The sequence below is a fragment of the Leptolyngbya iicbica LK genome (assembly GCF_004212215.1).
Classification (GTDB): domain Bacteria; phylum Cyanobacteriota; class Cyanobacteriia; order Phormidesmidales; family Phormidesmidaceae; genus Halomicronema; species Halomicronema iicbica.
This window is the reverse complement of the sequence record NZ_QVFV01000002.1, coordinates 397,834-416,912: the sequence shown is the minus strand read 5'-3', so window position 1 is coordinate 416,912 and position 19,079 is coordinate 397,834. Positions and strand designations below refer to the sequence as shown.

Sequence of the window (19,079 nt, the reverse complement as noted above, 5' to 3'; positions counted from 1 at the left end):
CATTTGGTTGGCGCGGGGGACAGAAAACCTGTGGCAGCATGAGGGCGATCGCGGGCACTAGCAACACCGCATCCTAATTGTGGCAATTGGAGGACTCATCGTTCGCGCCCATGGTTGCAAATCTTGTAAGACCGACTCAAGCTTCTGCGGTGAGGGTAGAAACCGCCGCCGAAATTCGCGTCAAAGGCACCGTACAAGGCGTCGGCTTTCGCCCTACGGTGTATCGCTTAGCGCGAGTCTGTCAGTTGCGAGGCGAAGTGTATAACGATGCTGCCGGAGTCATGATTCGCGTAGCTGGCCCCCTCCCCCAGATTGATCGGTTAGTCGCTCGCCTGCTCGCGGAGGCCCCGCCCCTGTCACGCATTACGACCATTCAGCGGCGCGACATTGACTGCGCCACCATTGTCCAAACCAGTTTTGAAATCACCCCCAGCCGTAGCGGCCATCGTCGCACCCAAATTTCGCCCGATGCAGCCACTTGTCCCCACTGCTTGTCCGAAACCCTCGATCCCGCCAGTCGCTTTTACCGTTATCCCTTCACGAACTGTACCCACTGCGGCCCCCGCCTCAGCATCATTCGCCGCATTCCCTACGATCGCGCCCACACCAGCATGGCGACCTTTGCCCTGTGTCCAGTCTGTCAGGCCGAGTATACCGACCCGCTAAACCGTCGCTTTCATGCGCAGCCCGTGGCCTGCGATCGCTGCGGCCCCCAAGCCTGGCTCGAACGCGCTGACGGCCAACCCCTCACCTTTGAGTTGGCCTCGCTGCAGGTGGTAGACGCTGTGACCGCTCTGCTCCACCGGGGCGAAATTGTCGCCATCAAAGGGCTCGGGGGCATTCACCTCGCTTGCGACGCCACGAACGAAGCCGTCGTGCAGCGATTGCGCGATCGCAAACACCGCGATCACAAACCCTTTGCCCTCATGGTGCGCGACCTCAACGTCATCAAACCCTACTGCGAGATTAGCGACGCCGAGCGGAGCCTGTTGGAGAGTCCGGCAGCGCCCATTGTCCTGCTGAAACAGAAAGCCGATTTATTCGGTAGCAGGGTAGCAGGGTATGAGGGTGACCGCGTGCGTACCTTAGACGGCAGTGTTTCCTCAACTACCCTCCCTGCCCCACTCCCCCACTCATCGACTCACCCAACCACCCAGCCACCCAACCACCCTCACACTCTCCCCAGCACTGTTCGCCCCCTTGCGACGTCTCTCGCCCCGCACCTGCCCACCCTCGGCGTAATGCTGCCCTACACCCCGCTGCATCACCTGATCCTCCAGCGGCTGGATCGGCCCATCGTGCTCACCAGCGGCAATCGCTCCGATGAACCTCAGTGCATTGACAACGACAACGCGCGGGAAAAGCTAGGCGACATCGCCACCTATTTCCTCCTGCACGATCGCGACATTGTGAATCGGGTCGATGACTCTGTGGTGCGGGTGGTGCGGGGCCAACGCCAAACGCTGCGCCGGGCACGAGGATACGCCCCCGCGCCGCTGCCGCTGCCCCCCGGTTTTGAGCAAGCGCCCCCCATTCTCGCCATGGGCGGCGAACTCAAAAGCACTTTTTGCCTGATGCGAGAGGGGGAGGCAATTTTGTCGCAGCATTTGGGCGATTTGGAAAATGCGATCGCGTTCGAGGCGTATCAAGACACGCTCCGGTTATATCAGGATTTATTTGAGCACCAACCCGCTGTGATCGCTGCCGACCTCCACCCCGATTACCTTTCCACCAAACTGGGCCACACCCTCGCAACTGACCGCAACTTGCCCCTTTACGGCATTCAGCATCACCACGCCCACATCGCCGCAGCAATGGTCGAGCACGGCTTGCCCATCGACACGGCTCCCGTCCTCGGCCTTGCCTTAGATGGCCTGGGTTACGGCGACGACGATACTCTGTGGGGCGGCGAATTCCTGATTGCGGATTATCAGACTTGTCAGCGCGTCGCTCACTTTGAACCCATTGCCATGCTCGGCGGGGCTCAGGCCACCCGACAACCCTGGCGCAACACCTACGCCCAGTTGATGAATGCCCTCGGCTGGGAAGCGCTGACGCAGCAGTTCGGTGACCTGGAACTGGTGCAGTTTTTGGCCAATCAGCCGCGCGGCATTCTCGACCACATGTTGACTACCGGCACGCGATCGCCCCTCGCCTCCTCAGCCGGACGTTTATTCGACGCCGTTGCTGCTGCGGTGGGCATTTGCCGCGACTCTACCAGTTATGAAGGTCAGGGCGCGATCGAACTCGAAGCGCTCATTACCCCTGATGATTTGCAGGCCGCGCCTTATCCCTTTGCGATCAAGCGCGAGGGCGATCGCCCCATCCTCTCAGCAGTGCCGATGTGGTCAGAGCTGTTGCGAGATCTGCAAGTAGGAGTGCCTGTTGCCACCATTGCAGCGCGATTCCATTTGGGCCTCGCCGCCGCGATCGCCCAACTCGCCACCGAACTTGCCCACCATCAACACTTGACCCAAGTCGTTCTCTCCGGCGGCGTCTTTCAAAACCAGGTGTTGCTGATTGCAGTACAAGAACAGCTGCAGCAGCAGGGTCTGACCGTCCTCATCCCCCATGAGGTACCCGCCAACGACGGCGGCCTTGCCCTGGGGCAGGGCGCGATCGTGATCGCCCGCCACCTATCTTTTTCGTCAAAGTGATTTTGATCAAATGCTTCTGACCAAAGCCCCAATGTGTCCGACCTCACCTAGCCTCTCCTTGCTAAGGAGAGGAACCGGACTGCCGAACCGAAATTTCCCTCAACCTCTCCTTACGAAGGAGAGGTGCCGCAGGCGGTGAGGTTTCTTTCCCCCCTCTACAATCTCCAACCCCTTTCGCAAACGGACAAATGACATCATGTGTTTAGGCATCCCCGGACAAATTCTTGACATCAGCGATCGCGAGCAACAGTTGGCGATCGTCGATATCGGCGGCGTGCGGCGGCCCGTCAATATTGCCTGCATCGTCGATGACGACCATCCCCTCCAAGACTGCATCGGCGAGTGGGTACTCGTCCACGTCGGCTTTGCCATGAACCGCATTGACCCCGATGAAGCCCAACAGACTCTCGACCTGCTCGAAGAAATGGCCGCAGTCCACGCCACGATCGCAAGCACAGACGCCAACTTGGCCGCAACCGCCCGCCCCTGACCAGATCGACCATTCCGCCTGGCCTCAACGCCCATCCCCCACACTGAAATCCCCACGACCCAATCGCCATGAAATACGTTCAAGAATTTCGCGATCCTCAAAAAGCTCAAGGGCTGCTTCATGAAATTAAAGGGTTGGGTGAACAACTCACTCAAGACCACCCCGGCCCCATCAAAATCATGGAAGTCTGTGGCGGCCACACCCACTCCATCTTTAAATACGGGCTGGAATCGCTGCTGCCCTCCAGCATTGAGTTAGTGCATGGCCCCGGCTGTCCGGTGTGCATCATGCCCAAGGGCCGATTGGATGACGCGATCGCGATCGCTCAGCAGCCCCACGTCATCCTCACCACCTTTGGCGACGTGATGCGGGTGCCCGGCTCCCAGCAAAGTTTGCTGCAAGCCAAAGCCGAGGGAGCCGACATTCGCATGGTCTACTCCCCACTGGATGCGCTGAAATTGGCGCGGGAAAACCCGGATCGGGAAGTGGCATTTTTTGCGATCGGCTTTGAAACCACCGCCCCCAGCACCGCCCTCACGGTGCTGCAAGCCCAGCGCGAAGGCATCACCAACTTCAGCCTGTTCTGCAACCACGTCCTTGTCGTCCCGGCGTTAGAAGCGCTGCTCAGCAATCCGGATTTACAGCTTGACGGCTTCATCGGGCCGGGGCACGTCAGCATGGTCATCGGGGCACGGCCCTATCAGGTGATTGCCGAACGCTATGGCAAGCCCGTCGCGATCGCGGGCTTCGAGCCGCTGGATATTCTGCAATCGCTGTGGATGGTGCTGCGCCAACTAGCCGAGGGCCGCTGCGAAGTGGAGAACCAATACACCCGCCTGGTGAACCACGACGGCAATGCGGTGGCGCTAGATGCATTAGCCAAAGTCTTCACCGTGCGAGAACAGTTTGAGTGGCGCGGATTGGGCGACATTCCCGCCTCCGGTTTCAAGATGCACCCCAACTATTCGCAGTTCGACGCCGAGGCCAAGTTCACGCTGCCCCACCAGCGCGTTGCCGACCATAAAGCCTGTGCCTGTGGCGAAATCCTGCAAGGCGTCAAAAAGCCCTGGGAATGCAAGGTTTTTGGCACCGCCTGCACCCCCGAACACCCCATCGGCGCTTGCATGGTGTCTTCAGAAGGAGCCTGCGCCGCCTATTACAAATATGGTGCAGCTCAAGCTCCTCAGCCGTCTGAAGCGTTGGCAAAATCGCGTTAAGGGAATTGCTGGCAAATAGCATCCCCTATCGTCGGGTCAGTACCTTTTCGTAGCAGCGGCTCTCGGGGTCGTCGTAATGGCCAAAGCAGGAAATCGTCTGGAATCCGGCTTGGGTGTAGAGGTGTAGTGAGGCGGGTTGGGCTTCCCCGGTTTCGAGGCAGAGGTGGGTGTAGCCCCAAGCGATCGCAGCGGTCTCGGCAGTCGCCAGTAACTGTTTACCAATACCCCGATTGCGAAAAGCAGGCCGCACATACATCCGCTTCAACTCCGCTTTCGTGTGAGTAAAAGGTCGCACTGCGACACAGCCCGCTACCTGATCCACCACACAGGCCAGCCAAAAGCCACTGCGCGGCTGCGCCACATCGGCCTGCTTCATGCCGTAGAGGTCGGGGATGTAATCAGCATAAAGTTCGGCGAGATGCTGATCCAGTTCGCTCACCAGGGCTTGCGCCTCCTCACTGGCAAAATCACCGGGTCGAATTTGGCAAACCGCTGTCATGGTTGTCACTGCTGACTTTATTGTGACTTGGGGACATTCAAAACAAAAGGGACGCGATCGCTCACGTCCCCCTCAAATTACCCTGTCATGGCGGCCTGATTAGCGATCGACCGACCCCATGATGATGTCGATACTGCCGAGAATCGCCATAATGTCAGCGACCTTCATGCCCCGCAGCAAGTGCGGCAAGATTTGCAGATTGTTGAAGTCCGCCGCGCGAATCTTAAAACGCCAGGGGAACACGTTGTCATCACCCATGATGAAGACGCCCAGCTCACCCTTGCCACTTTCCAGGCGCACATAATGTTCACCCTCAGGAATTTTGAACGTGGGGGGGATTTTCTTGCCCGCAAACTGATAGTCAAAGTCGTTCCACTCCGACTTCGGCCCTTCAGACATGCGCTTGGCTTCCAGGTTTTCGTAAGGGCCACCCGGCAACTGCTTACAAGCCTGTTGAATGATTTTTACAGACTCGCGCATTTCCGCCATGCGCACAACGTAGCGGGCCATGCAGTCCCCTTCGGTGGCGTACTGCACTTCCCAATCCAGTTCGTCGTAGCACTCGTAGTGATCTACTTTGCGCAGATCCCACTTCACCCCAGAGCCGCGTAGCATGGGGCCAGATAGCCCCCAAGAGATCGCATCCTCCCGCGAAATGACGCCAATTCCCTCAATCCGTCGCCGGAAGATGGGGTTGTTAGTGATCAGCTTTTCGTACTCGTCAACCTTGGGGACAAAGTAATCGCAAAAATCGAGACACTTATCAATCCAGCCGTAGGGCAAATCAGCTGCCACGCCCCCAATGCGGAAGTAGTTGTTGTTGACCATGCGCTGACCCGTAGCGGCTTCCCACAGGTCATAAATCAATTCCCGTTCGCGGAAGATGTAGAAGAAGGGGGTCTGGGCACCCACGTCGGCCAAAAACGGTCCCAACCATAGCAAGTGGTTCGCAATACGGTTGAGCTCCAGCATGATGACGCGAATGTAGCTGGCCCGCTTCGGTACGTCAATGTCGGCCAATTTTTCAGGCGCATTAACGGTAATCGCCTCGTTGAACATGCCGGCAGCGTAGTCCCAGCGGCTCACATAGGGCACAAACTGCACGTTGGTGCGACTCTCCGCAATTTTTTCCATGCCGCGATGCAGGTAGCCAATCACCGGCTCACAATCGACGACATCTTCGCCATCCAGCGTCACAATGAGGCGCAACACCCCATGCATAGAGGGATGATGCGGCCCCATGTTAATCACCATGGGTTCGGTTTTGGTTTCAATGCGTGTCATGAATCCGCCTGGAAGGGTATCAACAATGAGGGCGATCGCCCGGTTGGGCACGATGGCAACCATCATTCCACTTCCGCAAATTCGCCTCAGTTTGGAAAAATGTTGCCTCTACTTAATATAAAAGGTCTGACCCCAGATTTTCTACGCATTTCCATACCATAAGCTTTGAGATGGGATTGGCATTACCTATAAGGGGTGTGAGGGTGTGAGGATAGCTAGGTAGGGGTAAGGCATGGTCGCCAGAAACTGAGTTGGTGAAAACAGCAATATGATTCCGACCATGCCTCACCCGTACGGGATATCAAGAAGGCAGAAAAAGCAAAATTGAGTGAAATGAGGGTAGCGGTGAATGATGCCGGGATGAGCGATCGCGCTGAAGGGTTTCAGCATGTGCCAGTGATGCCAGAGGCGGTGTTGACCGGGCTGCAGGTTGATGAAACATCACCGGGGCGACGGTTTTTGGATGCGACGGTGGGCGGTGGCGGCCATAGTGCGCTGATTTTGCAGCGAGATGCCCAGAGTCAACTGGTGGCGCTGGATCAAGATGCGATCGCCCTCCAGGCCGCGCAGGCCCGATTGGCAGAATTTGGCGATCGCGTCACGTTTCATCACACCAACTTTGGCGAATTCAAGCCTGGTGAACAACGATTTGCAGGCATTTTGGCCGATATTGGTGTTAGCTCGGCACAGTTGGATATGCCCGAGCGGGGCTTTAGCTTTCGCCAAACGGCCCCCCTCGACATGCGGATGAATCAGCAGCAGGAACTCAGTGCCGCCGACATTGTGAACCACTGGGATGAGACGGATCTCGCCAACCTGATTTATGAGTACGGCGAAGAGCGGCTGTCGCGGCGGATTGCCCGCAAGATCTTGGAACAACGCCCCTTTCAAACCACGACGGAACTCGCAGAAGCGATCGCTCAATGCGTACCCAAAAAATATCGCTATGGCCGTATCCATCCCGCTACACGCACTTTTCAAGCCCTGCGCATCGCCGTGAACGCTGAACTTGATGTGCTCAAAACCTTTCTCACCAATGCTCCTGACTGGTTAGTGCCCGGCGGTCGCTTAGTGATCATCAGCTTTCATAGTTTGGAAGACCGCATCGTTAAGCACGCCTTTCGCCAGGACGATCGCCTCAAAATCATTACGAAAAAGCCCCTGGTCGCCACCGATGCCGAATTGCAAGCCAATCCTCGCGCGCGATCGGCCAAACTCCGCGTCGCTGAAAAGGTAGACCTTGCCAATGCTTAGTAACGATATAACCATCGACCCTCATCTAAATCCTTAGCGACCGAACTTTCCGGATTTATCAACCCTGACGCAGAGGGGTACTTGATGGCGAGGCTAACGTGCTCACCCCTGACCAATCGACCCCATCGGCTGTAAAGTACCCATAGCGATGGCTTTGTCCTAAAAATGGGCAAACTTGATTACGTTAGTGGGCCTAACGCTGCTAACAGCGATCGCTGAGTTTTAGGCCTTAGGCATGATGAACAGAGAGTCGAAAAGCGAGACTTGATTGTCTTCACAGCGACTCGCGATCGCCTGCCTTATCAACTGTGGCCGCGTTAGCTCTCAGCGCCATGGGCGTTCTATCATCCCCCTTGCTCTTTTATTTGGACTTTCCCGATGACATGGGAAGACGATGACCGTCTCAAACTCATGGTGGTGGACGACGAGCCAGACAACCTGGACTTGTTGTACCGTGCCTTTCGCCGTGACTTTGAAGTGTACCGGGCCGAAGATGGCTTCAAAGCGCTGGAATTGCTAAACACCGCAGGCGAGATGGCGGTCATTATTTCTGACCAACGCATGCCCCGCATGAATGGCACCGAATTTTTGAGCCGCACGGTTGAGCAGTTTCCCGACACGATTCGCATCGTGCTGACCGGCTACACCGACGTGCAAGATCTAGTCGAAGCAATCAACTCCGGCAAGGTGTTCAAATACATCACCAAGCCCTGGAATCCCCAAGAACTCAAATCAGTAGTGATGCAGGCAGCGGAGACCTTTCGCGTGGTCAAGCAGCGCACCCAAGCCCTGACCCAAGCCCTGGCCCGAGAGTCGTTTTTCAACGACGTGATGAGCGTCATTCGCGAATCACTGGACTACCACAGTATGCTCCAGACGATTGTGACCACCTTGGGCAAAACGTTTAACGCGGCCCATGCGGTGCTCTATGCGGTCGAAGTTCACGAGCAACGGACGGAACTGGATCAAGTTCTCAGCTTCAACTCGCCAGAGGCGACGTCTGAGCCTCTGCCTGATCTAGAAAGTCATAGCCGCCAAGTGAGCGAGCACGTGCTGCACACGGGCGAGGTCAAAATCGATGCCTTAGAGCTATCGTCAAAACAGGTGTCGCTGACAGTCCCGCTGCGGTATCAGCAAGCCACCCTCGCGATCGTCACCCTGTATCACGGCGATGACCCCACCTGGGCCGAAGACACCGCTCAATTGCTGAATAGCGTTGCAGAACAAATCGCGTTAGCCATTTCCCAGGCCAAGCTCTACCAGCGCATCCAACGGCAGACCCAGCAGATGCGCTCAGAGCTCGAAGTGGCGCGACAGATTCAGACCAATCTGCTGCGGCAAAGCGTACCCGTGATTGAGAGTGTGCGCATTCAAGCGCGTTGCCTGCCCGCGCGGGAAGTGGGCGGCGATTTTTACGAAATCTTTCCTCATCCCCAAGGAGACATTTGGCTCGCCGTGGGGGATGTGTCAGGCAAAGGGGTGCCTGCCGCGCTATTCATGGCGAGTGCGATTTCGGTGCTCCGGCGAGAACTGTCGCAAGACCGATCGCCCGCCCCTGATAAGGTCATGCAAAACCTCAACCGCAGCCTGTGGGACGATTTGGTCAATAGCAACTGTTTTATTACCCTGGCGCTGATTTGCTATAACCCGGCGACTCACCAACTCAGCTACGCCAATGCTGGCCATATTTACCCGATGGTGTGGTCAGAGACCCAAATTAATGCGCCAGATGGCGAGCCGATCTACCTCAAAACCCGTGGCGTGCCGTTGGGCATCTTGCCAGAGTGGAAGGCCGATGCGGGTGAGATGGCGCTGTTGCCAGGCCAAACCTTGTTGCTCACCAGCGATGGCTTGACCGAAGCAACGATCGCCGATGGCACCCAAACCGGCGGTGCGGCGATGCTACGCCAGACGGGATTATGGGCGCTGCTGCAACAACATCCGCGATCGCTCGATTTAGATAAGCTCCTCAGTAGCATTCAGGCGGGTAGTGCAGAACAGGAAGACGATCAAACCGCATTATTGCTGGAGGTAAAGGCATGATGCGGACAGAACTTCGAATTCCCAGCGACCTGAAATTCTTAGCGGTAATTGAAGACTGGCTACTCGGAGCCCTGCGGCTAGAACTGGGGGACTGGGGAGAATGGCCGAAGTGGGAAAGTCGGTTGCGCCTGGTCATCGTAGAAGCCTATTCCAATGTGGTGCGTCACGCCCACCAAGATCGACCTCAAACCCCCGTGTGTCTGCGACTAGAACTCACTCCTGAGCGACTCCATATCGAAGTGTGGGACCAGGGCCAGGGCTTCGATTTGAGCACGTATTTGCTCCCCACTCCCGATCTGCGTCAGGAGGGCGGTTATGGCTGGATGATTCTCAATCGGTTGATGGATAAGGTGGAGTATCAGGTCAAGGTGCAAGGACAGGGCAACTGTTTGCGACTAGAGGCCCATCTGCCGGTAGATCAACGGTCACCGTCTCTGTCCTTACCGCGTACGCCTTAGCGTCCAACGCCTCCATCAGTCTTCTGGAACCATGCTGCCGTAGCGAGCGATCGCGGCTTGCCCGGTCGATTTTGCTTTGAGCCATCCCCACATTTGGTCCCCCAAGGAGAAATGCCACCATTCGTTAGGGTGTTGCTCAAAGCCCGCCGCCTTCATGGCCTGTCGCAGTAAAACGCGATGCCGATGGACTTGCTGACTATAAGCATCCATCTGATGTTGAAAGTGGTCGGGGTGCGATCGCGCCGACACTTCATCAATCGGTGAGCCCATATCGATGGGCTGTCCCGTTTCATCTACGAGGCTAAGGTCGATCGCTGCGCCCGTGCTGTGGGGCGGCGGCGTTTTCGGATTGGGACTCGGCAGCGCCCAAAATTGATACACCTGCGCCATCAGCGCTTGCCGTTCCGCATCCGAGATCTGTGCTAAGTTGAGCCCCTGCTGCTGGGCCAGTTCTTGAGCGGTGTAGTCCACCATAAACTGCTGTACCGCTAACGGACGATAAGCGTCAAAAATCTGAAGCTGCCAGCCAGGATGCTGGGTTTGCAGGGTTTGCTGCGCTTGGTGCAGGGCGATCGCGACGGACTGACGCACCCAGTAAGGAGAGAGATCGCCATAGGGTGCCCCCAAGGCCACATAAGGATGTGGCGTCACTACAGCAAATTCGCCTAATGGCAACGGCACCAACGGCTCATCGCATTCTTCAATCAGAACATGCTGATATGGTTTCATCACATCCCAGCAGACACGATGGAGAACAGTGGCTAAGTGTATTTACAAGATGCGCGATCGCACCAGAGTGCCCGGCAGGCAAGTCAGTTTCTTCAGCGTCGGCACAAAAGCGCGACGGTTGAACACGTCGTAATCGTTTTGCTCAATTACGTCCAAAATCTTGCTGTAGAGCACTTGAGCTGCCCACACCGGCCAGCGAGCATCAGCGCTCAGTTGGCTAATTCCCGCTTCTGCTTGTTGATAAAACTTACGGGCGCGTTGAATTTCAAACTGCATGAGCGCGCGCCAGCGATCATCAATCACCCCATTCATTAAATCCGCTTCGGTGTAATCAAACAGGGCGAGATCATCCAAGGGCAAATAAATGCGGCCGCGGCGAGCATCCTCGCCCACATCGCGCAAAATATTGGTGAGCTGATTGGCAATCCCCAGAGCCACGGCTTCTTGAGTTGGGTTAGGTTGGGCCGCATAACGCCGCCAAGGAGCCGTCGCCTGACTCGGGTCAACCCCCATCACCGTCGTAGACATGAGCCCGACTGTGCCCGCCACGCGATAGCAGTACAGCTCTAACTCCTCAAAAGTGCGATAACGATCCTTGTCGAGATCCATCCGCTGCCCATCAATCATGTCGATAAAGGGCTGAATATCCAAGGGGAAATGTTTAAGCGTATCCACCAGCGCGACATCAGTATCTTCTACCGGATGCCCTTGAAAGATCGAGTGGAGTTGTTTTTCCCAGCGATCAAGCGTCTCTTTGGTCGTGAGCGCGGCTTGAGGACCGTCGACTAATTCGTCAGTGCGACGACACCAGACATAAATGGCCCAGATGGCCCGCCGTTTGGCGGGAGTCATCAATAGTGTGCCTAGATAAAAGGTTTTGGAATATTCCGCTGTAATCTGACGGCAAACCTCGTAGGCATCCTCCTTAGGAACCAAATCTTTAGACCGCAGCGAGTGAGACAATTGCAGCATTAATCTTGTTAGCTGGAAACTCGGAACTTTTCAGACTACAGCGCTTAAATCCGCTGATTACGGACTGACTTCCTTTCACAGAATACGGGAAATTCAGCCCGATTTGACTGGTAATCGTGGGATTTGGCTAAGCCACGGAAGCGGGTTGGCGATCGCGCCCCGCATCCAGCGCCGCTGAGGATGCCCCCTGGCTAACAGCCTGCGCCGCTAGCTTACCAGAAAGTACCGCGCCTTCCATGCTGCCGAGGTAGCGCTGCATGGTGTAGCTGCCTGCCAAAAAGAAGTTCGCGATTGGCGTCGCCTGATCAGGGCGACAAGCCTGGGTGCCGGGAGCTGCCGTATAGACCGATCGCGGCGTTTTGACGATGCGATGCTTCAGCAACTTGGCGGGATTTTCCCCGGTTAGCTGCTGCGGATAGAGCTTTTCGAGTTCCGCCATGGTCGCAGCGAGAATGTCCTCTTCGGAGCGATCGATCCATTCTTTCGCCGGGGCTAGCACCAACTCCAACATCGATTTGTCGGGGTCGGAGTATTCGTTGCAGGTATTGCTCATGTCGGCGTAGACACTCAGCAAATCCGAGCGCGAAAACAACAGCTGGTCCACGTCAGTCATTTTGCGATCGAACCAGAGGTGAATGTTGATAACGGGGACGCCGACCAAATTCTGCATTTTCTGGAACACATCAATTTCTTTCCAGGGCTCGGGCATCAGCGCCTTGATGACATCTACTGAAGTGGCACACACATAGGCGTCGGCCGTGATCACTTCATCCTCGGCCCCTTCCAAACCCCGTACAAGATACCCCTTAACGGTGTTATCTTCGTTCAGCAAAATCTGCCGCAAGGGCTTATTGAGCAATACTTCGCCGCCATGTTCAGTCACATAATCCACCATGGGCTGACAGAGCCGCTCGGGAGGAGCACCGTCCAGAAAGGCGACTTTGGAGCCATAGCGCTCTTGCAAAAATCGATTCAAAGCCGTCAGGGGCACAGTGGCCGACACATCTTCGGGATTGATAAAGGTTAAAGCTTTGGAAGCAGCGATAAAGATGTCGGAATTGACGCGATCATCGACGCCCTGACGCCGCAGCCATTCCAGCAGGCTGTACTGATCCATCTTTTCAACGTATTGCTGGCCTCGCACGATCGCCGGTAGCAGACCAATGGCAAAGCGAATTTTTTGCTCCCAGGTCAACATGTCGTTGTTGCGCAAAATCGACGTGATGACATTAATCGGGGCGGGGATATCGGGCACATCAAAGCGCGACAGCACACCCGGCTTCTCAGGTTGATTGAAAATTAAGGTGTGCTCTTTCCATTGCAGGCGATCGGCAATACCCAACTCTTCCATCAACTGCAACATGTTGGGATAGGCCCCAAAAAAGACGTGCAGCCCCGTCTCATACCAGTCGCCGTCTTCATCTTTCCAGGCCGCCACTAGGCCGCCTAAGACATCACGGCTTTCTAACACGATTGGCGTGTGTCCCGCATCAACTAAGTATTTTGCACAGGCGAGTCCAGCTAACCCACCACCCGCGATCGCAACTCGCATGAATGCCTATTCCCCTTGCAAACCGTTTGGCTTACTTTATCTTCTCTTTATCATTATATGTTTCATTTCGTAACAAACCCAGAAAACTCTCAGAATCTCATGGGCGATCTCGTCAATTTGCGCGATCTGATTGTTCGGTAAGGGTAGTTTCTCTGGAATAAACCTCTTAGAATAATGAATCCAGAGTTTTCATTGGCAAGGAAAGGCTGAGTGCCCGACTGATTGCCTCGCTAGCAACTGAGACTACTGGGCGACTACGCGAAAGTTGGGATACGCAACGCAACGAATCGGTTATTTGGGGTTGAAAGCTGTGACGCAATCAATTTTGGACATTCTTCAAGACAGTGATCCGCAAGTGGCGGGCATAGTGGCGAGTGAATTGCAGCGCCAGCGCGAACATTTGGAACTCATTGCGAGTGAAAATTTCGCCTCGCCAGCAGTTATGGCGGCGCAGGGCTCAGTGTTGACAAATAAGTATGCCGAAGGACTGCCCGGCAAGCGTTACTACGGCGGCTGTGAATTTGTCGATCAAGTCGAGAGTCTGGCGATCGCGCGTATCAAAGAACTGTTTGGTGCAGCCCATGCTAACGTGCAACCCCACTCTGGTGCTCAGGCGAACTTTGCCGTCTTTTTGGCCTTGTTAAAGCCCGGTGACACGATTATGGGGATGGATTTGTCCCATGGCGGGCACTTGACCCACGGTTCGCCCGTGAATGTGTCGGGTAAGTGGTTCAACGTGGTGCAGTACGGCGTGAACCCAGAGACTGAGACGCTGGACTTTGATCAGATTCGTCAACTGGCGCTAGAGCACAAGCCCAAAATGATTATTTGCGGTTACTCGGCGTATCCCCGCACGATTCCGTTTGAGAAGTTTCGGGCGATCGCGGACGAAGTCGGCGCTTACCTGCTGGCTGATATCGCCCACATTGCCGGACTGGTTGCCGCTGGTGTGCATCCTAATCCGGTGCCTCATTGTGATGTGGTCACCACCACCACCCACAAAACCCTGCGCGGTCCTCGGGGCGGCCTGATTTTGACCCGCGATCCGGAGCTGGGCAAAAAGTTTGACAAAGCGGTTTTTCCGGGCACTCAAGGCGGCCCTCTGGAACACGTCATTGCAGCGAAAGCGGTGGCCTTTGGTGAAGCGCTGCAACCAGAGTTTAAGACTTACTCTCAGCAGGTGATTGCGAATGCTCAGGCCATGGGCGATCGCTTGCAGGCTCGCGGATTAAAGCTGGTGTCTGGCGGCACTGATAATCACTTGATTCTGGTCGATCTGCGTTCCGTTGGGCTGACGGGCAAGCAAGCCGACAAACTGGTGAGCGAAGTCAACATCACTGCCAACAAAAATACGGTGCCCTTTGACCCCGAATCCCCCTTCGTTACCAGCGGCTTGCGTCTGGGCTCGCCGGCCATGACGACTCGCGGGATGGGCACGGAAGAATTTGAAGAGATTGCCGACATCATTGCTGATCGCTTGTCAAATCCTGATGATGAAGTGGTGCGCGAAAATTGCCGCCGCCGGGTGGCCGCACTATGCGATCGCTTCCCTCTATATCCCTACCTGGGGCAAGCTCAGCCAGCACTCGTCTAAGGGAGTTGCTTGAAAGTGGGGGTTGGCAATGCCCAACCCCTATTCTTTAGTTGGTCTGGAAAGATTGAGTTAGCGCACAGCCCTAGGGAAGAGTTCAGACATCAGGCGACTCAAATAACTCAGCTCTATGGAGTGTATGACAGTAGACAATCGTTTTGATCTGTCATATTCTTCATGGAGCTTTATAGTAGTGGCAAGATTCTACAAAATGTTAAGAGACTCAATAATCTGCTCTTAACAAAGCTCAACTCTCGCCAAAGGCCTTAGTATTGGTCGCGAATCTCCTACTTTTTTGCTGATTGCCACCCTTCGACTTTGTTGAAGCGATTTTTATGCCTTTTCAGCTTTACCACCTCTTGGCCTTTGTGATTTCGGGCGCGGTCGTCTTGGTATCGACCCCGATCGTGCGGCGTATTGGCTTGCAATGTGGTCGGGTTGATGTCCCCGGCGGACGCAAAGTCCACACCCAGCCCATGGTACGTCTGGGGGGCATTTCGATCTTTCTTGGTACGTTGATTTCCCTACTCTTTGTTTGGTGGAGTGGTGGGTTTATTGACGCCTCAGGAACCCATTTGAGCCCTACCGATGAGTATGAAATTTGGGGCGTGACCCTCGGCGGGTTTGCCTTCTTTTTGATCGGGCTGCTGGACGATTTGTTTGGGTTGTCGGCGTCGAGTCGGTTGTTGATGCAGGCAGCGATCGCCGCGATCGCTTGGCATGTCGGCGTCAGCATTGACTTCCTGACCATTCCCTTTGTGGGTTTGGTTTCTTTGCCCGTGTGGATTAGCCTCCCCATCACGATTGTCTGGCTGGTGGGCATGACCAATGCCATCAACTGGATTGACGGTTTAGATGGCTTAGCCGCAGGCGTCTGCGGTATCGCCGCTCTGATCATGCTGATCGTGAGCCTATTTATGGCTCAACCTGCCGCCGCCTTAATTGCCGCAGCCCTGGCGGGCGGCTGTCTCAGCTTCTTGCGCTACAACTTCAATCCGGCCAAGATTTTCATGGGCGACGGCGGCTCCTACTTCATTGGCTTTACCCTGGCAGGCGTTGGCGTCATTGGCCTGATTAAGAGCGTTACCACGGTGGCCGTATTGCTGCCTTACATCATCTTGGCCGTTCCCATTCTCGACATGTCAGCAGTCATTTTGGATCGTATTCGCTCCGGCGATTCTCCTTTTGTTGCTGACAAGCGTCACTTGCATCACAGATTGCTAAAAGCGGGCTTATCTCACCGTTGGGCAGTGTTGTTTATTTATGCGTTGACTTTGTGGGCTGGCAGCTTAGCCGTCGCCTTTGCGGGTATTCCCACTGGTTTTCTCTGTGCGGCGGGAGCTACCGGACTTTTGACCTACACTGGCTGGCGCGTTAAGCAGCTCTCTCGTTAGCTCGTTTTGCCAAACCCAGCGCCCCCCACGTATGCTGACGCGCTTGGTTTCGCTAGCGAAAGAGATTTTTAGGTTTCCTTATGCCTTGATTAAAAGCGTGGGAAGTATCCTCGTATTCAGGGATATTCCGATGCAGACCGAGGTGTATTCGCTTCATGGAAACCACGCAGTTGATTCTGTTAGCGCCCCCAGGTGCGCGGGGTGCAGAACATGCAGCGGCCCTAGCCCAGCAATGGGCGGTGCCCCAGGTATCAATGTCAGAGCTCTTGCAGCAGGCGATCGCTGACGGCAGCGCGATCGCGACAGAATTGCGCCCCTATCTTGCGGCAGGCGAGCCGTTGCCTGATGAACTTGCCCTCAAACTGATCAAACGCCGGCTAGAGCAGCCCGACACCGTGTTGCACGGCTGGGTGATTGAAGGCTTTCCTCGTAGCGTGGGGCAAGCTCAGGGCTTAAACACTTGGTGGACAACGATGGGACGGCCATTGCCGACCGTGGTTTATTTAAAAGCGATGGCCGGGATCTTGATGAATCGTCTCGCCGCTGAGCCAGGTCAAACGGCAACGACACCTGCTCTCAAACGTTGCTTAGAACAGTATCAGGCTGAAGTTGCGCCATTGGTTGAGTACTACCAGCAGCAAGCGCAGTTGACCACACTCAATGCCAATCTGTCATTTGCAGAAGTGGCGAGAGACCTGGCAGCCATTGGCCAGCCTCAGTCTAGTGCAGCCCCCCTGATTGAAGACGAGGCAGAACTCGATACGCTCATTTATGGCGAGTCGCGTCTGGTAGTAGATTGCATGGCGCCGTGGTGTGGGTCATGCAAGCAGGTGTCGCCCTTTATCGACCAACTGGCTGAGGAATATCGCGATCGCGTGAACGTGATGAAAATCAACTTCGACGCGAATCGCCAAATCTCCAAGCGGTTCGGTCTTCAGGGCATCCCTGCCGTCCTCTATTTCAAAAACGGGCAGCTACAGACGACACTGACCGGTGTGAAATCTTACGCCGAATACAACAACGCGATCGCGAGACTGTTGCAGTAAATTTCCAGGCCGGAGGAATCAGGTTTATCTCCTCTTCAGTAACCCTGATCATCATTGAGGATAGCGCTGCGATTCGCTCGGTTAAAGTCCCGAATACCGAGCGTTGGCTGCCAGTCTGCCGCTCTCACCCGTCGACCCCAAAACAGATGACTGGACCAAGGAGTGCAGTCGTCTGTTTTGGCTAGGATAGCCCATCCAGCTAGAACGTGCCCCTAGACTTGCCGACTCAGCGAGTAGATGGGAGCGGAAGTTGCTTAGCCGATGGCAGTGGCCCAGTCTTTGGCCCAACTGAGATGCTTATGAACTTCTTCCAGGTCTTTAGCCTCGCTGTAAAGACGCAAAACGGGTTCCGTACCGCTAAAGCGGATCAGTAACCAACTTTCATCTTCCAGCGTCAGCTTGTAACCATCAATATCCAGACAGTGGGTCACGGCTTTGCCCGCCACGGTTTTGGGGCAGTCTGTCTGGAGGACCTGGAGGAGTTTGTCGCGCACCTCCATGCTGGCCAAGGGCAGGTCGATGCGATCGTATTCAGAGTAGTAGCCCGTTTGGTCTTGCAGGCTGCGGTAGCGATCGCTCAAATCCATCCCCGACTTCACCACCGCTTCCAGCACATACAGCGCCGACAGCAGTGCATCCCGCTCGGGAATATGATGACCATAACCGACACCGCCGGACTCTTCGCCCCCAATCAGCGCGTTGGATTCCAACATGCGATCGGCGATGTATTTGTAGCCCACTGGCGTCTCATAAACGTCTCGTTCATGCAGTTTGGCCACTTTCGGAATCAGGTTAGAGCCACTGATGGTTTTGATCACTTCGCCATCGTAACCGTGGACTTCAGTCAAGTGATCAATCAAAATCGGGATCAAAATTTGGGAGCTGAGAAAGTTGCCTTGACCGTCCACGGCGCCAATGCGATCGCTATCGCCATCAAACACCAGTCCTGTGATCAAGCCTCCGGCAACCGTCGGTTGATAATCGGCCACAGTTTTCAACATCCGCTGCAAATATTTCGGCAACGGTTCCGGTGCGCCCCCTTCAAAGAGTGGGTCGGGCTCACTATTCAATTCATGAATCGGGCTGCCCAAAAGTCGCTCTAGTCCGGTCGCGGCAGAACCATGCATCACGTCGGCAAATACGGTGAGCTTGCCGTTGGCGATCGCCGACTGAATGCCAGCCAAGTCCACCTTGGACTGGAGCTCCTGGCAGTAGCTCGGCCAAGGATCAAACCGCTCTAGCTTGCCCGGTTGTGCCGCAGGGGACACTGGGGTGTCGAGTTGCGCCTCGACTTTCTGGGTCACTTCGGGAGGCACCGAACCGCCAAAGGCACTTTTAATTTTCAACCCGTTGTAAGCGGCGGGATTGTGACTCGCAGTGATGACGATCGCCCCCAGAGCTCCTTGATCTTTCGCGGCCCAACTAAAAGCGGGCGTGGGGGCAAAATCTTCTGACAGCAGCACATCAAAGCCAACTTGAGTAATGGCTTCGGCGGCGGCTTGGGCAAACTGCGGCGACAGAAAGCGGCGATCGTGACCCACAATCACCGTATTACTGCCGGTTTGGGCGCCATAACATTGCTGCAAAACTTGGGCCGCAACTTGAGCGACATGAACCACTCGCCCCATGGTGAAGTCAGCAGCGATCATGCCCCGCCAGCCGTCTGTCCCAAATTTAATCGGCTTATCAATAAATGTAGTTGGAGAGAGTGCGATCGCCATAAAAGTTTCCCAATGTATGAATTTAGTTGCTTGCCAACCAAGAGTTTACCCAAGCTGTCCGTTAATGCACGCAGAACAAGGTAGACCTTCACTGCGCTTTCTTCAGCCCCGTCCTAGTCACAGCAGCATCTTCGGCCTGTTTCAAAGGTGCCGATTACTCCATCTCAACACC

General features: G+C 55.4%; 15 protein-coding genes. 9 read left to right on the top strand and 6 right to left on the bottom strand.

Features of this window, described 5'->3' with window-relative positions:
• Positions 1–110 precede the first annotated feature (110 nt).
• From DYY88_RS08915 to hypD, 3 genes are all read left to right on the top strand, one after another.
• Complete coding sequence (locus tag DYY88_RS08915) at positions 111–2,657, top strand: carbamoyltransferase HypF (protein WP_044151345.1); 2,547 nt, start codon at positions 111–113, stop codon at positions 2,655–2,657.
• Between the two features lie 196 nt (positions 2,658–2,853).
• Positions 2,854–3,147: a HypC/HybG/HupF family hydrogenase formation chaperone gene (locus DYY88_RS08910; protein ID WP_044151346.1), complete on the top strand. Its 294-nt coding sequence runs from the start codon at positions 2,854–2,856 to the stop codon at positions 3,145–3,147.
• 68 nt (positions 3,148–3,215) lie between these two features.
• Complete coding sequence (gene hypD / locus DYY88_RS08905; RefSeq protein WP_039728403.1) at positions 3,216–4,364, top strand: hydrogenase formation protein HypD; 1,149 nt, start codon at positions 3,216–3,218, stop codon at positions 4,362–4,364.
• A 25-nt stretch (positions 4,365–4,389) separates the two neighbouring features.
• Here hypD and DYY88_RS08900 read toward each other — a convergent pair whose 3' ends face one another.
• The gene (locus DYY88_RS08900) at positions 4,390–4,863 is read right to left on the bottom strand and encodes a GNAT family N-acetyltransferase (protein ID WP_052288564.1); all 474 of its coding nucleotides are present in this window, start codon (positions 4,861–4,863) and stop codon (positions 4,390–4,392) included.
• A gap of 99 nt (positions 4,864–4,962) precedes the next feature.
• Complete coding sequence (locus DYY88_RS08895) at positions 4,963–6,147, bottom strand: NAD(P)H-quinone oxidoreductase subunit H (protein WP_039730230.1); 1,185 nt, start codon at positions 6,145–6,147, stop codon at positions 4,963–4,965.
• Between the two features lie 333 nt (positions 6,148–6,480).
• Between DYY88_RS08895 and rsmH the strand changes: the two genes are divergently transcribed.
• The 3 genes from rsmH to DYY88_RS08880 all read left to right on the top strand — a co-directional run bounded on the left by rsmH (position 6,481) and on the right by DYY88_RS08880 (position 9,902).
• Positions 6,481–7,401 (top strand): 16S rRNA (cytosine(1402)-N(4))-methyltransferase RsmH, encoded by a 921-nt coding sequence (gene rsmH / locus DYY88_RS08890; RefSeq protein WP_236146380.1) that lies wholly within the window; start codon positions 6,481–6,483, stop codon positions 7,399–7,401.
• A 378-nt stretch (positions 7,402–7,779) separates the two neighbouring features.
• Entirely contained in the window at positions 7,780–9,444 is a 1,665-nt protein-coding gene (locus DYY88_RS08885) for a SpoIIE family protein phosphatase (protein ID WP_039728405.1), read from the top strand.
• Positions 9,441–9,902 carry an ATP-binding protein gene (locus DYY88_RS08880; protein ID WP_367889279.1) on the top strand — a complete coding sequence of 154 codons (462 nt, stop codon included), beginning with the start codon at positions 9,441–9,443 and terminating at the stop codon, positions 9,900–9,902. Before DYY88_RS08885 ends, DYY88_RS08880 begins: the two co-directional genes overlap by 4 nt.
• Before the next feature lie 15 nt (positions 9,903–9,917).
• Here the strand turns inward: DYY88_RS08880 and DYY88_RS08875 are convergent, their stop codons facing one another.
• From DYY88_RS08875 to pds, 3 genes are all read right to left on the bottom strand, one after another.
• On the bottom strand, positions 9,918–10,631 hold the full coding sequence (locus DYY88_RS08875) for a M15 family metallopeptidase (protein WP_039728406.1): 714 nt from the start codon (positions 10,629–10,631) through the stop codon (positions 9,918–9,920).
• Between the two features lie 42 nt (positions 10,632–10,673).
• Complete coding sequence (gene crtB / locus DYY88_RS08870; protein ID WP_039728409.1) at positions 10,674–11,603, bottom strand: 15-cis-phytoene synthase CrtB; 930 nt, start codon at positions 11,601–11,603, stop codon at positions 10,674–10,676.
• A 127-nt stretch (positions 11,604–11,730) separates the two neighbouring features.
• A complete protein-coding gene (gene pds / locus DYY88_RS08865; protein ID WP_039728412.1) occupies positions 11,731–13,155 on the bottom strand; it encodes a 15-cis-phytoene desaturase in 1,425 nt (474 codons plus the stop codon).
• A 310-nt stretch (positions 13,156–13,465) separates the two neighbouring features.
• On the opposite strand from pds, the gene glyA reads away from it, so the two are divergent.
• From glyA to DYY88_RS08850, 3 genes are all read left to right on the top strand, one after another.
• Complete coding sequence (glyA, locus tag DYY88_RS08860) at positions 13,466–14,749, top strand: serine hydroxymethyltransferase (RefSeq protein WP_039728416.1); 1,284 nt, start codon at positions 13,466–13,468, stop codon at positions 14,747–14,749.
• A 332-nt stretch (positions 14,750–15,081) separates the two neighbouring features.
• The gene (locus DYY88_RS08855) at positions 15,082–16,140 is read left to right on the top strand and encodes a glycosyltransferase family 4 protein (protein ID WP_039728417.1); all 1,059 of its coding nucleotides are present in this window, start codon (positions 15,082–15,084) and stop codon (positions 16,138–16,140) included.
• A 155-nt stretch (positions 16,141–16,295) separates the two neighbouring features.
• Positions 16,296–17,186 (top strand): nucleoside monophosphate kinase, encoded by an 891-nt coding sequence (locus DYY88_RS08850; RefSeq protein ID WP_072041353.1) that lies wholly within the window; start codon positions 16,296–16,298, stop codon positions 17,184–17,186.
• 254 nt (positions 17,187–17,440) lie between these two features.
• Here DYY88_RS08850 and DYY88_RS08845 read toward each other — a convergent pair whose 3' ends face one another.
• On the bottom strand, positions 17,441–18,907 hold the full coding sequence (locus tag DYY88_RS08845) for a phosphoglucomutase/phosphomannomutase family protein (protein WP_044151347.1): 1,467 nt from the start codon (positions 18,905–18,907) through the stop codon (positions 17,441–17,443).
• Positions 18,908–19,079: the final 172 nt, after the last annotated feature.

What these genes read in the sequence shown, in the direction of transcription:
- DYY88_RS08845 (WP_044151347.1), bottom strand. Translation starts at nt 18,907, where the DNA reads ATGGCGATCGCACTCTCTCCAACTACATTTATTGATAAGCCGATTAAA.
- DYY88_RS08895 (WP_039730230.1), bottom strand. Translation starts at nt 6,147, where the DNA reads ATGACACGCATTGAAACCAAAACCGAACCCATGGTGATTAACATGGGG.
- DYY88_RS08900 (WP_052288564.1), bottom strand. Translation starts at nt 4,863, where the DNA reads ATGACAGCGGTTTGCCAAATTCGACCCGGTGATTTTGCCAGTGAGGAG.
- DYY88_RS08915 (WP_044151345.1), top strand. Translation starts at nt 111, where the DNA reads ATGGTTGCAAATCTTGTAAGACCGACTCAAGCTTCTGCGGTGAGGGTA.
- DYY88_RS08910 (WP_044151346.1), top strand. Translation starts at nt 2,854, where the DNA reads ATGTGTTTAGGCATCCCCGGACAAATTCTTGACATCAGCGATCGCGAG.
- DYY88_RS08885 (WP_039728405.1), top strand. Translation starts at nt 7,780, where the DNA reads ATGACATGGGAAGACGATGACCGTCTCAAACTCATGGTGGTGGACGAC.
- crtB (WP_039728409.1), bottom strand. Translation starts at nt 11,603, where the DNA reads ATGCTGCAATTGTCTCACTCGCTGCGGTCTAAAGATTTGGTTCCTAAG.
- rsmH (WP_236146380.1), top strand. Translation starts at nt 6,481, where the DNA reads ATGAGGGTAGCGGTGAATGATGCCGGGATGAGCGATCGCGCTGAAGGG.
- DYY88_RS08875 (WP_039728406.1), bottom strand. Translation starts at nt 10,631, where the DNA reads ATGAAACCATATCAGCATGTTCTGATTGAAGAATGCGATGAGCCGTTG.
- DYY88_RS08855 (WP_039728417.1), top strand. Translation starts at nt 15,082, where the DNA reads ATGCCTTTTCAGCTTTACCACCTCTTGGCCTTTGTGATTTCGGGCGCG.
- DYY88_RS08850 (WP_072041353.1), top strand. Translation starts at nt 16,296, where the DNA reads ATGGAAACCACGCAGTTGATTCTGTTAGCGCCCCCAGGTGCGCGGGGT.
- hypD (WP_039728403.1), top strand. Translation starts at nt 3,216, where the DNA reads ATGAAATACGTTCAAGAATTTCGCGATCCTCAAAAAGCTCAAGGGCTG.
- DYY88_RS08880 (WP_367889279.1), top strand. Translation starts at nt 9,441, where the DNA reads ATGATGCGGACAGAACTTCGAATTCCCAGCGACCTGAAATTCTTAGCG.
- pds (WP_039728412.1), bottom strand. Translation starts at nt 13,155, where the DNA reads ATGCGAGTTGCGATCGCGGGTGGTGGGTTAGCTGGACTCGCCTGTGCA.